The organism is Chryseobacterium sp. (genome assembly GCF_008014695.1).
Classification (GTDB): Bacteria; Bacteroidota; Bacteroidia; order Flavobacteriales; family Weeksellaceae; genus Kaistella.
This window is the reverse complement of the sequence record NZ_VOXE01000002.1, coordinates 610,556-624,322: the sequence shown is the minus strand read 5'-3', so window position 1 is coordinate 624,322 and position 13,767 is coordinate 610,556. Positions and strand designations below refer to the sequence as shown.

Here is a 13,767-nt window from a genome sequence, read left to right as displayed (position 1 = left end):
CACCGAAGTGATGCGTTATTTATAAAAGAAATGTTAGGGATTAGTTTCCGCCTCCTTCCATTTTCTTTTTCAGTTCTGCCAAAACGTCAAGGTCTCCAAGCGTAGATTTCTCTTCGTTGCCTGAACTGCTTCCTGCCGGTTTGTTAGATCCTGATGATTCTCTCATATTTTTCTTCTCTTCATCTCTGAAGATTCCTGTATGGGAAACCACTACTCTTTTGAATTCTTTGTTGAATTCGATTACTTTGAAATCAGCAGCTTCACCTTTTTTAATTTTGGATCCGTCTTCTTTCTCCAATAATCTTGAAGGGCAGAATGCTTCTACTTCAGCATCCTCGAACTGAACCTGAGCTCCTTTGTCGAATACTTCTGTTGCAGTTCCGGCGTGTACCGTTCCTTCAGCATATTTGGTTTCAAATTTATCCCAAGGATTTTCCTGCAACTGTTTGTGACCTAAGGAAAGTCTTCTTGCATTGGTATCCAATTCAAGAACAATTACCTCAAGTTTGTCTCCAACTGCACAGAATTCTGATGGGTGTTTGATTTTCTTCGTCCAAGAAAGGTCTGAAATATAAACAAGACCGTCAATTCCTTCTTCCAATTCAACAAATACACCGAAGTTGGTAAAGTTTCTTACCGTTCCTGTGTGCGTAGAACCGATTGGATATTTGGTTTCGATATTTTCCCATGGATCTTTGCTCAGTTGCTTGATTCCCAAAGAGATTTTTCTGTCTTCTCTGTCCAAAGTCAATACTTCTGCTTCCACTTCATCACCAACTTTCACGAAATCACCTGCACTTCTTAAATGAGTTGACCAAGACATTTCAGAAACGTGGATCAGTCCTTCAACACCAGGAGCAACCTCAACGAATGCACCATAGTCAGCAAGAACAACTACTTTTCCTTTTACTTTATCACCAATTTTAAGGTCTGCTGAAAGTGCATCCCAAGGATGAGCTTCCAATTGTTTCATACCTAACTGGATTCTTGTTTTCTCGTCATCGAAATCAAGGATTACCACTTTTACAGTCTGTCCGTCTTCCAGAATTTCTGAAGGATGGTTCACACGGCTCCAAGAAAGGTCTGTAATGTGGATTAATCCATCAACACCACCTAAATCTACGAATACCCCGTAAGAAGTAATATTTTTAACAGTTCCTTCAAGAACCTGTCCTTTTTCTAACTGACCGATGATTTCTCTTTTCTGACCTTCAAGATCTGCTTCGATCAACGCTTTGTGCGAAACAACAACGTTTTTGAATTCCGGGTTGATTTTCACAACTTTGAATTCCATTGTTTTTCCAACAAACTGATCGTAATCTTTAATTGGCTTCACATCGATTTGTGATCCCGGTAAAAATGCTTCAATACCGTGAACGTCTACAATCATACCACCTTTGGTTCTTGATTTAACAAAACCGTTAACGATTTCTCCAGTTTCATGAAGTTCGTTTACTCTGTCCCAAGCTTTAAGCGTTCTTGCTTTTTTGTGAGACAACTGAAGCTGACCTGATTTGTCTTCTCTTCTGTCTACCATTACTTCAACTTCATCGCCTACAGCAAGACCCTGGTTGTAACGGAATTCGTTAAGAGAAATTACCCCTTCAGATTTGAAGTTGATGTCAACGATCGCTTCTTTATCGGTTAATCTCACTACTCTACCAACAAGAACATCATTGTCCTGAAGGTTGTTCAGTGAACCGTTGTAGATTTCTTCTAAATCGCTTTTTTCTTTTCTTGCATCTGCATCAAGACCTGATTCGAAAGAATCCCAGTCAAACTGTTCAGGTGCTACGTTCTGGTTCATAAGAACCTCTTCTTTTGTTGTCGTTTCTGACATAATAAAAATAATTTGTATTCCTTCTTTTTCAAATTTTGGCTGAATGTGGCTGTTGAAAAATACGGAAGATGTTAATTGTTAAGATTTTAACCTCGCCAAATGCTCCCACAAAAAGTGGTGCAAAAATACTGATTTATTTTCAAATACTGAACTATATGTCAGGATTTATACAGAAATAAATTCATTTTTACCGCCTTTGGCTTAACTTTGCAACATGGAATTACAGTCAGTTTATGAAAATCTGCAGATTCAGGATATGAATCAGATGCAGAAATCCGCGTACAAAGCCACATCAACAGGCAAAGACCTCATCCTTTTGTCTCCGACAGGGTCGGGAAAAACCTTGGGTTTTTTATTTCCTGTGCTGCGGAATTTGCGGCGGGATGTTTCCGGGATTCAGGCCATCGTTCTGGCGCCGTCGCGCGAACTGGCTTTACAGATCGAGCAGGTTTTCAAATCGATGGGTACCGACTTCAAAGTAACGGTCTGCTACGGCGGTCATGACAAAAAAATTGAAGTGAATAACCTCACGCAGGCTCCTGCCGTGCTTATCGGAACGCCCGGAAGAATTGCCTATCATTTAAAAAATGACAATTTCGATCCGGATTCCATTGAAACAATGGTTTTGGACGAATTCGATAAGGCCCTGGAATTCGGCTTCCACGATGATATGGATTTCATCATCAGTTCCATGGAGAATCTTTCCCAAAGAATTCTGACTTCAGCAACAGCAATGCCGGAAATTCCAAAATTTACCGGCATGAAAAGCCCTGAAACCGTAGATTTTCTGAGAGTTCATGAATCCAAACCGGATCTGCAGCTCCGGAAAGTCATGACGACTTCTGAAGAAAAACTCGACACACTTTTTAATCTGCTCTGCAAAATCGGCAACAAAAGATGCCTGATTTTCTGCAATCACCGCGATGCGGTGGACCGTATTTCTGAACTTTTGCGCGAAAAAGGGATTTCCCGTGAAACGTTTCACGGCGGAATGGAACAGGACGAACGCGAACGCGCACTGCTCAAATTCAGAAATGATTCTTCAAAAATTCTCATCACGACCGATTTGGCATCGCGCGGTCTCGACATTGCTGAAGTGGAATCCATTGTGCATTACCAGCTGCCGCCGAAAGAAGATGCCTTCATCCACCGGAACGGCCGAACTGCACGAATGAATGCAAAAGGTTTTGTTTATCTCATCATGACTGAGGATGAAAAATTCCCTTTCATAAAAAACAACACGCCGGAAGAAAGCCTCACGGGCAAATACAAAATTCCTGAAAAAACACCGAACCTAACGGTCTACATCAGCGCCGGAAAAAAAGACAAGGTGAACAAAGTGGATATTGTTGGATTTCTCATTAAAAAAGGAGGTCTGGACAAAGACGATATCGGCCTGATTGAAGTTAAAGACACCACCTCTTATGTCGCGGTGAACCGTCAGAAAGTAGTTCCGCTGCTAAAAAAACTCGAGAACGAGAGACTCAAAAACAAAAAACTGAAAATCGAAATTGCCTATTAATTTTTAACACAAACATTTGTGTTTTTACATCCAATTTTTATGTAATTTTGTTTCTGCACTATTTTCAAAATGAATCTTAATTTACCAGACAAACTCTATTACTCCATCGGCGAAGTAGCGAAAGCTTTCGACGTAAACGCCTCATTGATACGTTATTGGGAGCAGGAATTTCCCATCATCAGACCCAAAAAGAACAAAAAAGGAAACCGGTATTTTACTCCGGAAGACATTAAAAATCTGAAAATGATTTATCACCTGGTCAAGGAAAAAGGGTATACCCTGGATGGAGCCCGAGTGGCACTCACCACCAACTCCAAAATTTCTGAAACCATCAGCATGATTGACCGACTTCAATTTGTAAAAGCTGAATTATTGAAATTAAAAGATTCTCTGGTCGAAAAAAACGAAACCTGAGTTTTTTCCTCAAGAGGATGATTTTTATCTTTTCCTGAATTTAGCTTGCATCAATTCACCTGTAAGACTAAAGAGATGAAATCAAAACTTAAGTTTACAGACAGCAAAAAGTACTTTCTTGCTTTCTCAGCCGCGGGAATCATTATTGTAGCAGCCCTTTTTTATTACAGAAATGATTCGACCGCCCAAAACACTCCCCCTACTGCACTTCATTTTGTAGAAAAAAATCAAAAAGCCTTCACGAAATTCAATCCGAACGATCTGGAACAGACCCAGTGGATGGAAATGGGTTTCTCGGAAAAGCAGGCCGCCACGATTCTGAAATACAAAGATCTTCTGGGCGGAAATTTCTCCTCAAAAGCAGAACTGAAGAAATGCTATGTGATTTCCGAAGAAAAATTTTCGGAAATGGAGCCTTATCTTTTACTGCCGGAAACTTCAACTGGAAATAAGGCTTACTACTCTTCCTCTTTTGGAAATTATCAAAAAGAACGGAAAACCCGTCTGCAAATTCCGGGAAAATTTAATCCCGACCATTTTTCTGCAGTTGATTTTGAAAAGATGGGCTTTTCAGAAAAGCAGGCAGCAGCAATTATCAAGTATAAAAATTATCTCGGCGGAAGTTTTCTTAGCAAAGAAAAATTCAGTGAATGTTTTGTCATCAGCGAAGAAAATTTCCGTCAGATGGCGCCGTATTTACTCCTTCCTGAAAAAGCACCGGTTCAGGCGAGACCGGCTTTTACGAAATACAGTTATCCTGAAAAAGAAAAGATCACGTATCAGGTTTTCGACCCAAATGTAATCGGGGCCGAAGACTGGAAAGCGCTTGGGTTTTCAGAAAAGCAGACACAGGTGATTCTCAATTACCGCGAACGGAATTTAAAAGGGAGTTTTAAATCTCTGGAAGACATTAAAAACTGTTTTGTGATCTCAGAGGAAAAATTTGAGGAACTGAAACCGTTTATCCGGCTGAATGTGGAAACGATGAAGAAAACGACCCCAGAAAGTTCATCAAAACTGGCGGAAAACGCCGTTAAAACCGATTTTTCTAAAGTTGATTTGAACCAGATCACTTACCGACAGCTGATTGAATTTGGCTTCGATGAAAAAAGCGCGGGAATGATGATCGGTTTCCGCAAAAAACTGGGCGGGTTTGTAAACACGAAGCAAATCGTAGAAACCTATGATATCGACAAGGATTTGGCGCAGAAATTAATTTCTACTGCTTTTTTGGATGATTCAAAAGTTCAGAAATACACTTTGGTGGATGCGCCGGCGGAATGGCTTCAGAACCATCCTTACTTTAAATATTCGGCCGATAAAATCATTTATTACCGAACCTCAAATCCCGATGAGAAAAAAATCTGGAAATTTTTAAAACTGAAACCTGAATATGAAGCCAGGATGCGGCTTTACCTGAAAAACTAATCAACCGTTTTGGCAGAATCTTCCAAAAGCTGATCCAGTTCCTTCATTTCTTCTGTGGTCAGGTCGCGCCACTTTCCGACCGGCAGATCCAGTTTGATGTTCATGATCCTGATGCGTTTCAGTTTTTTAACTTCGTAGCCCAAATATTCGCACATTCTGCGGATCTGTCGGTTTAAACCCTGGGTCAAGACGATGCGGAAAGAAAGCGCGTCGATCTGGTCCACTTCACATTTTTTGGTAACAGTATCGAGAATGGGAACTCCGTTGCGCATTTTATGCAGAAACTGTGGTGTAATAGGCCTGTCGATACGAACAATGTATTCCTTTTCGTGATTATTTCTGGCGCGCAGGATTTTATTGACGATATCTCCGTCTGAAGTAAGTAAAATCAGCCCTTCACTCGGTTTGTCAAGCCTTCCAACCGGAAAAATCCTTTTCGGGTGATTGATGAAGTCGATGATATTGTCTCTTTCTCTCTTGGTATCGGTCGTGCATACAATTCCAACCGGCTTGTTGAAGGCAATGTACACGTGTTCTTCTTCATTTTTTTTAATGGAGACGCCATCGACAAGGATTTCATCTTCTTCGGAAACTTTCGTGCCCATTTCAGGCACCGTCCCGTTTACGGTGATCCTGCCCTGCTCCAGAAGCCTGTCGGCTTCCCTGCGGGAGCAGAAACCGATTTCGGAAAGGTATTTATTGATGCGGGTTTTTTCCATTTGATAAAAGCCGGTATTGACTTAATTATTTATTGATTTTCGGAAAACCGGAATTCATTTTCCAGCAGTTCAGCTGAAGCATTTTCAACCGAATATTCTCCGATTTTGGTCCTTCTTAAATTGGTAAGATAAGCACCCACTCCCAGCTCCTGACCGATATCGTGCGCAAGACTCCGGATGTAGGTTCCTTTTGAACAGCCAACGGTAAAACGGACGAAGGGCAAATCGATTTCAACATCTGTAATATAATGAACCGTTGTTTTCCGGAATTTCATTTCCACTTCCTGGCCTTTCCTTGCCAGATCGTAAGCGCGCTGTCCATCAATCCTGATGGCAGAAAAAACGGGCGGTTTCTGGTCGATTACTCCTAAAAAATTTTTTAAAGCTTCGCTGATGTTTTCTTCAGAAATATGGGAAAAATCCCGATGAAGCATTTCCGGTTTTTCGGTATCGTAAGATTCGGTCTGCACCCCGATTTTAATTTCCGTTAAATACTCTTTCGGCGCATCCTGAATTTCAGAAATTTTCTTTGTAAATTTTCCGGTGCAGATGATGAGTAAACCTGTTGCCCTCGGGTCCAATGTTCCGGCATGGCCAATCTTGAATTTCTTTGGAAGCCCGAATTCGCTTTTCAGTTTATACTTGAGTTTGTTCACTGCCTGAAAACTGGTCCAGTCCAAAGGTTTGTCGAGTAAAATAACCTGCCCGGAAAGAAGATCTTCAGCTGTCATTTTTCTTATTTTGCAAACTGCGTAAAGTAAATCAGCAAAATAATCCCGACAATAATTCTGTACCAACCCCACGGCTTAAAACCATACTTCATTAAAACGCCGATAAAGAATTTAATCGCGAGGACCGCCACCACAAATGCGACTAGATTTCCAATCAAAAAATACATGAGATTGTCGCCCTGCATAAGCATTTCGTAGCCTTTCTGGTCTACTCCTTTATGATTCCAGTCCTTTAAAAAAATGGAATAAACAGTCACTGCCAACATGGTAGGTACCGCCAGAAAAAATGAAAATTCGGCGGCAGCTTTCCGGGTGAGTTTCTGCTGCATTCCACCGATGATGGAAGCTGCACTACGGCTTGTTCCCGGCATCATCGCCAGACACTGCCAAAAACCAATAATAATTGCACTTTTATAAGTAATGTCTTTTTCATCATCCACATTATGGATTTTGAAAAGTTTATCGATAAACAGTAAAACCACTCCTCCCAAAATCAAAACAATTGCAATCGGAACCGGATCGCCGAGAACGGATTCAATTTTATCATCGAAGAGTTTCCCCAAAACCAAGGCCGGAACTACTGCAACAGCAAGTTTGAGATAAAAATTTATATTTTTAAAATCGAAGAATTTTTTCCAATACAGAAAAACCACCGCCAAAATAGCCCCAAACTGGATGGAAACCTGGAACATTTTTACAAATTCATCTTCCTGAATGCCGAAAATCGAACTCATAAAAATCATATGTGCTGTGGAAGAAACCGGTAAATATTCCGTTAGCCCCTCGATAATGGCAATAAAAATTGCTCTGAATAAATCCATTTATTTTATAGTGGTAGGGTTAAAGACGATACGTCTGGGTGAGCTACTTATTTCTTTTAAGAATGGCATATACTTCTACTGCGAAACCGGCAATCACCAGAAAAGGTGCTATCCGTATCCTTCTGACAGAGAAAATGCCTTCGTTCCAGGAATTGGGATCGTACTTTCCGTCAACCGTATTGGCATCAGGGCCCATCATCAGTAAAAATCCGACAACTATCAGCGCCAGACCGATGAGCATGAATCTGTAATTATCCTTCCCAAAATAAAAACTTTTTTCCTGAGGAACTTCTTTTGCAGCGCCGAAACGGTCTGCAGAAAATTGAGCTGTTTTTTTTGCCATTTTTAAGAATAATATAAATCATCAACATTAGAACGAAGAAAACGCCACGTGGCAAAAATTGTGCTGATCACGGTAATTAAAACGCCCAGCAGGAAAATTCCGACAATCAGCAGAATAAGTTTGTTATTGTCCTGCGCAAAAGGTGTTCCGATTTCGGTAATAAAATAATACCACGCGCCAAACAGTACAAGAAGGCCTAAAACCGCGCCAATCACCCCGAGAATCATGGCTTCCTTAATGAAAGGCATGAGGATGAACCGGCGTTTTGCTCCCACCAGCTGCATGGTTTTGATGATGAAACGTTTAGAAAATATTTTCAGCCTGATGGAATTGTTGATGAGCACGACCGCCAAAATGAGGAACAGCAGCGAGAAGCCTAAAATCCACTTCAGGATCCTGTTCAGGTTGTTGTACACTTCCACCATTAAGGTGCTGTTGTTTTTTACATCTACGATCCCGGGAACGGATTTGAGTTCGGCAATCGCAAGATCAATTTTTTCCGGATCTACATATTCCGGTTTAAGGGCCACTTCTACAGAAGCAGGAAAGATATTCTCTTCAAAGAGTGCGTCACTGTCGATTCCCATGCTTGCTTTGGCCTCTTTTGAAGCCATTTCACGGGAAATATAGGTGGCTTTTTTAACCGACTTCAATGTTTCAATTTTTTTAAAGGCTTCCTGTTCCTGTTTTAGAATCTTCAAAGAATCCTTCGCATCGTAATTCTCATCAAAATAAGCGTTTACCACAAGCTGTTCCTTGATGTAATCGGAATATTTCTGGGCATTGATGAGGATAAGCCCCATTAAACCTAACAGAAACAACACCAGAGCAATCGAGATTACCACAGTAATATTGCTGGATCTGAGTCGCCTTTGGTTAAAATCATCCACAGTTTTTGCCATCAAATAAAAATTTTCTGCTAAATTAGAAAAAATCTTCCGAAATTTGCCGTGAATCAGGGAAAATGCATGTTAAAAAAATATAATTAGAATCTCCTGATCAGGACTTCATGAGTGTAAGAGCAAAAAAACATCTGGGCCAGCATTTCTTAAAAGACGAGAATATTGCCAGAGATATTGTAGACGGACTGAGCTTCGGGAATTATGATAAAGTGCTGGAAATTGGACCCGGAATGGGTGTACTCACGAAGTATCTTCTGGAAAAAGAAGTGGAACTTTATGTTGCCGAAATCGATCAGGAATCTATCGAGTATCTGAAAAAGCATTTCTCAAAACTCGAAGAGAAGCATTTCAGCGGTGATTTCCTTAAAATCGACCTTTATGAAAACTTTGAGGACCAGGTAGCGGTCATCGGAAATTTCCCTTACAATATTTCTTCGCAAATTCTTTTTAAAATCATTGACTATTATAAACAGGTTCCGGAAATGGTAGGCATGTTTCAGAAGGAAGTTGCCGAGAGAACTGCAGCAGTTCCGCGAACGAAGGAATACGGCATTCTTTCAGTTTTGGTGCAGGCATATTATGATGTTACGTATCTCTTTACCGTCCACGAAAACGTGTTTAATCCGCCTCCAAAGGTGAAATCAGGTGTTATCAGACTGACCCGGAATCCAAAGGAAGGTTTGGCGGGTAATGAAGTTTTATTCAAGCAGATTGTAAAGACCGGTTTCAACCAAAGGCGCAAGAAACTGTCGAATGCGCTGAAGATCCTCAACATTCCAGAAGCTTTACAAAACCATGAATTTATGGATAAGAGAGCCGAAGAACTTTCGGTTGCTGATTTTATTACTTTTACAAAACTCTGGAAAGAACACAGCTGAAAATCAATTATTAGAGTGATTATAAAAAAAGAGTCCGGTACAATACCGGACTCTTCTTCTTTAATTTGAAAAATAACTATTCTCTGTTTTTCAGCATAATCCAACCTGTTTTAACCACTGTGGATTTATTGGCCGGATCTTCCCAGTTCAACTGATACCAATAGGTTGCAGTAGGAAGTGATCTCCCCTGGAATCTTCCGTCCCAGTTCGTTTTGGTTTTATCCAGTTTCTGGATAATCTTACCGTAACGGTCGAAGATATTTCCACCGAAATTTTTGTAGCGGCTCACTCCGGAAACATCAATCTCGTCATTTATCCCATCGCCGTTCGGAGTAATAACATTTGTCATATTGAATGTGAAATACTCTAAACTTCCTACACAACTGGTGTTTTTTACTTTAACTTTAATAACAATATTTACATTGTTCATCACGTTCGTGAAAACATTTGAAGACTGCCATGTAACGCCTCCGTCTATTGAATATTCCAGAACACCACTGCTTGGGTTGCTTGCGGTAAGGGTGAGTGTATTGTTTTCGAAAATAACATTGATCACTTCAGGAACAATCGCCTGAACCACATTGGTAGAGAATGATTTAGTACACACTCCATTGTTGATGGTCACCGTGTAGGTTCCAGGGGTATCAGCTACAATGGTTTGAGTGGTATCACCCGTACTCCAGAGGTAAGTGTAATTGGTTCCCGTTCCGGCATCCAAAATAATTTCATCACCTGGACAAATCTGCCCTCCTGTTAGGGTAGAAGTAATCGCAGGAATAACATTAATGGTGATCGTTGCTGGAGTATCATCAGCGCATCCATTTGCACCCACCGCAGTTACCGTATAAGTTGTAGTAACCGTCGGAGAAACCGTTTGTGTATTTCCTGTTCCGGCAATGTTCTGCCAAATATAATTGGGGCCGCCGGCTGCAATAAGCATGACGGATTCGCCGTTACAGATGGTCATCTTAGGTGCAGTAACGGAAGTATTCGGTTTTACCAAATCGGTTGTTACATTTACAGCCGCTGTCACAGTACAGGCGATATTTCCCGGTTGGTACGTTTTAACGATGGTTAAAGTATAAGTTCCCGCTGAGTTAACTGTCGGGGTTAATGTATTTCCTCCAGAAACCACGTATCCTCCTGCAGAAGCAGTCCATAAAAACGTTGAGCCGGCAGGATAAACCGAGCTTTGTGCATTGAGGACAATTTGAGGATTGGTACAGGTGATCGGAGTCGGAGGAGCAATAGTGGCCGTCATCTGAGCAGCTTTCACCAATTGAAGCTGGGCAATTTTAGAACAGAAACCGGATTTTACCACCACATATATTATTTGATTTCCAGCGCTTGAAAAAGCAGTAGGAGTTGCTATAGTATTTGAATTACCGGCAATGGCATCAGCCTGGTTTACGTAGTAAGAAAAACTCACCCCGTTTGTTGAAGTAATAGCTGGTTGTGCATTGGTTAAATTAAAGGTAGCATTTCCCGGTGCATAACACGCTGTTAAAGTGGCATTCTGAACTGTCGGGGAAGTTCCACCTATGATAGTTACTGAAGCAGATCCCGGACATTGATTGCCTGGAACCGTAACCTCAACGGTATAAACACCCGGCTGTGTTGCAACATACGTCGCCGCAGTAGCACCCGGAATGGCAGCGGTTCCGTTAAACCACTGATAAGTGGCACCTGGCGTTTGTACTGAAGCTGTAAGGGACTGTGGCGTATTGTCGCACATATTAATAGAAGGCGGCAAAGCCACTCCGGCAGGACTTAAAATCTGTACACCGATATCAAAGGATCCTGCTTCCAGAAAAACCGCAGAATCGTAACCGTTATCTCGGGCGTCAGCCAAAACCATTTTGATGTGGTAAGTCTGCCCCGGAACTACTGTAGCCTCTGCCACTAATGGAATAGTACGTCCGTAATAATTAGTCTGATTAGGTGCTATAGAGCCAAAATATTGTGCATTTATGGGACCGCAGGTAAAACTCGCAGGAACAATATTTGTGGCGGTAACAGGACCCGCTCCTGCAGGAAGCACCGCTAGATTGGTATACGTTCCACCAACAGGTTTCAAAAGCAATGCAAAGGCATCATCGTAACCCAAGCATGGAAATCCGCCGGTATATTCTTCCGATGCAAAGATGTACTTAAACTTCATTTGCGTGCTCGAAGGAACAAAATCAAACTCTAGTACCACTGCATCATTAAGTGTCGCAGTTGTATTAATTGCCTGCACAAGATCAGGATCACTGTTTGTTCCGGTTTGGTCACCCAATACTCCACTTTCGGCGGCATTACCGCCCCTCCGTGCATATCCTGTAGACAGTATGATTCCTTCCGCAAAAGGAAACTGAGAAGTTGATTTGTTAAAATAACCCCAAAACCGGTTATTATTACTCGCAACCTGATTGGGTGTAATACTCACATTTGAAATATTAGGAGTGCCACACTGCGGAGAACTTCCTACTAGGACATCAGTAACCAACTGTGTTGGGGTAAAAGCAGACTCGGGATAAGTCGGAACATTCACATCAATATAATCCCCTGCTTTGGCATTTGGAGGAATAATTTTAGCAGCTGGCGGTCTGCTTTGACCGGATAAAGCAGCAGCAAACAAAAACATCATTACTACTGAAATACATTTAAAATAATTTTTTAGTCGATATTCTAACATTTTATATACTTTTTACCAAATTTAATATTTTTTTTAAATAACAGGGTATAATTCTACTGTTTTTTAATATGAATAACAGCTTTTAACAGAAATTAGTACCATAAAACAAATTGGTATGCGGTAAATATCAGTTAAGATCTTTCTTTAGATATTCAACCATATTTTCCAGTTCCTGGATTTTATCTTTGAGGCTCTTGATTTCGGTTTTATTCAGGGAGACACTGCTTTTCAGCATAACGGTTTTTGCCCTTTCATTATGGTCTTCATCATCTTCATCTTCCGCAATATCCTCGATATCTTCCTGGATTTCATCGATGTCTTCATTAATTTCTTCGATATCTTCGCTGATTTCTTCAATATCTTCCTGGATTTCTTCCAGATCTTCCTGGATTTCAAGAACGTCATCCTTAATGTCCTCGATATGCTGTGAACTTTTGTTCACCGACATCTGAATGAATATCGCAAGATAAATGGCCTCGAGTGATACAATGGTCGTAAGCACCAGAAGCATTTGCTCAAAAGGCACAATTTTAAAAATGGAAAGCAAGAAAGACGAAATAAAAAGAATGGTATGCACAACCAAAGAGGAGATGGAGCCAATCCATCCGATGATACCGTTCGCAATTTTATCTAAAAACAGCAGTTTTTCCTGGTTTTGTTCCCTTATTTCCATCTTCAGAATATTTCGATAAATATAATTAAAAATCTCCGGAAACGCCCAACCCGAAAAGCGCAAAATCGTATTTTGCAGGATCTTTCGAATCCCATTTTCTAAGCACAGTGTCCATTTCCTCCACCGTTTTCCAGTCGTTTTGTTTCCGTTGGATAATACTGAGTTTACGGGAAATATTTCCGGTATGCACATCAAGCGGAACCGACAGGTATTTCTGGTCAATATTCGTCCAGATGCCGAAATCCACTCCCCTGCTGTCCTGGCGGATCATCCACCGTAGAAACATCATCAGTCTTTTAGCGGAAGAATTTTTATAAGTTGAACTCACGTGTTTCCGGCTTCGGTGGGGATTTTCGCCAATAAAAAACTGTCGGAAACGCTCAAGTGCATGATAGAAATTTTCTTCACCCTCTTTTAGAGCGAAATGGCTTTCAAGACTCTCCTTCTCTGCATATATTCTCTTTAAATGCAGGATAAATGCCCTGAAATCTTCACCTGTAAAGGTCCGGTGAATGCTTTTATCTTCCAGAAAAGCCAACTCTTTTTCAGAAACATTCCGGATGAAATCATAGGGTGCGTTTTCCATTATTTCCAGCATCTTTTCGGCATCATTGATGATCGATTTGCGGTTTCCCCACGAAATGGTGGCGGTCAGAAAGCCGGCAATTTCAACATCCTGCTTCAGATCAAACCGGTGCGGAATTGAAATCGGATCATTCGCTATAAAATCGATGTTGTTGTAGAGATCCGCCTTCTCGTCCAGGAAATCTTTTAAATCAGAAAAATTCATGACGGTGGCAGGTTTTAGGTTTGGAATAC

13 protein-coding genes are annotated in these 13,767 nt (G+C 41.0%); 4 read left to right on the top strand and 9 right to left on the bottom strand.

Features of this window, described 5'->3' with window-relative positions; genetic code table 11:
• Positions 1-40 precede the first annotated feature (40 nt).
• Positions 41-1,840 carry a 30S ribosomal protein S1 gene (rpsA, locus tag FUA25_RS07315; protein WP_147756241.1) on the bottom strand — a complete coding sequence of 600 codons (1,800 nt, stop codon included), beginning with the start codon at positions 1,838-1,840 and terminating at the stop codon, positions 41-43.
• Between the two features lie 214 nt (positions 1,841-2,054).
• Here rpsA and FUA25_RS07310 point away from each other — a divergent pair, with 214 nt between their 5' ends.
• The 3 genes from FUA25_RS07310 to FUA25_RS07300 all read left to right on the top strand — a co-directional run bounded on the left by FUA25_RS07310 (position 2,055) and on the right by FUA25_RS07300 (position 5,204).
• Positions 2,055-3,362, top strand: coding sequence for a DEAD/DEAH box helicase (locus FUA25_RS07310; protein WP_147756240.1), 1,308 nt, complete (start codon positions 2,055-2,057; stop codon positions 3,360-3,362).
• 69 nt (positions 3,363-3,431) lie between these two features.
• Positions 3,432-3,776, top strand: coding sequence for a MerR family transcriptional regulator (locus FUA25_RS07305; RefSeq protein ID WP_147756239.1), 345 nt, complete (start codon positions 3,432-3,434; stop codon positions 3,774-3,776).
• 75 nt (positions 3,777-3,851) lie between these two features.
• Positions 3,852-5,204 (top strand): helix-hairpin-helix domain-containing protein, encoded by a 1,353-nt coding sequence (locus tag FUA25_RS07300; RefSeq protein WP_147756238.1) that lies wholly within the window; start codon positions 3,852-3,854, stop codon positions 5,202-5,204.
• On the opposite strand, the gene rluF is transcribed toward FUA25_RS07300, so the two are convergent.
• From rluF to FUA25_RS07275, 5 genes are read right to left on the bottom strand one after another with little or no spacing between them, the layout of a single operon-like run.
• Positions 5,201-5,923, bottom strand: coding sequence for a 23S rRNA pseudouridine(2604) synthase RluF (gene rluF, locus FUA25_RS07295; RefSeq protein WP_147756237.1), 723 nt, complete (start codon positions 5,921-5,923; stop codon positions 5,201-5,203). The genes FUA25_RS07300 and rluF overlap by 4 nt on opposite strands.
• Before the next feature lie 29 nt (positions 5,924-5,952).
• Complete coding sequence (gene truB, locus FUA25_RS07290) at positions 5,953-6,654, bottom strand: tRNA pseudouridine(55) synthase TruB (RefSeq protein WP_147756236.1); 702 nt, start codon at positions 6,652-6,654, stop codon at positions 5,953-5,955.
• 5 nt (positions 6,655-6,659) lie between these two features.
• On the bottom strand, positions 6,660-7,475 hold the full coding sequence (locus FUA25_RS07285; protein ID WP_147756235.1) for an undecaprenyl-diphosphate phosphatase: 816 nt from the start codon (positions 7,473-7,475) through the stop codon (positions 6,660-6,662).
• Between the two features lie 43 nt (positions 7,476-7,518).
• Complete coding sequence (locus FUA25_RS07280) at positions 7,519-7,818, bottom strand: DUF3098 domain-containing protein (protein WP_147756234.1); 300 nt, start codon at positions 7,816-7,818, stop codon at positions 7,519-7,521.
• Between the two features lie 2 nt (positions 7,819-7,820).
• The gene (locus tag FUA25_RS07275) at positions 7,821-8,720 is read right to left on the bottom strand and encodes a cell division protein FtsX (protein ID WP_147756233.1); all 900 of its coding nucleotides are present in this window, start codon (positions 8,718-8,720) and stop codon (positions 7,821-7,823) included.
• A gap of 107 nt (positions 8,721-8,827) precedes the next feature.
• On the opposite strand from FUA25_RS07275, the gene rsmA reads away from it, so the two are divergent.
• Positions 8,828-9,598 (top strand): 16S rRNA (adenine(1518)-N(6)/adenine(1519)-N(6))-dimethyltransferase RsmA, encoded by a 771-nt coding sequence (gene rsmA, locus FUA25_RS07270; RefSeq protein WP_147756232.1) that lies wholly within the window; start codon positions 8,828-8,830, stop codon positions 9,596-9,598.
• A 76-nt stretch (positions 9,599-9,674) separates the two neighbouring features.
• Here the strand turns inward: rsmA and FUA25_RS07265 are convergent, their stop codons facing one another.
• The 3 genes from FUA25_RS07265 to FUA25_RS07255 form a co-directional block, all read right to left on the bottom strand.
• Positions 9,675-12,227: a choice-of-anchor L domain-containing protein gene (locus FUA25_RS07265; RefSeq protein WP_147756231.1), complete on the bottom strand. Its 2,553-nt coding sequence runs from the start codon at positions 12,225-12,227 to the stop codon at positions 9,675-9,677.
• 175 nt (positions 12,228-12,402) lie between these two features.
• Positions 12,403-12,948: a DUF1003 domain-containing protein gene (locus tag FUA25_RS07260; RefSeq protein ID WP_147756230.1), complete on the bottom strand. Its 546-nt coding sequence runs from the start codon at positions 12,946-12,948 to the stop codon at positions 12,403-12,405.
• 25 nt (positions 12,949-12,973) lie between these two features.
• Positions 12,974-13,738 (bottom strand): TIGR02757 family protein, encoded by a 765-nt coding sequence (locus tag FUA25_RS07255; RefSeq protein WP_147756229.1) that lies wholly within the window; start codon positions 13,736-13,738, stop codon positions 12,974-12,976.
• Positions 13,739-13,767: the final 29 nt, after the last annotated feature.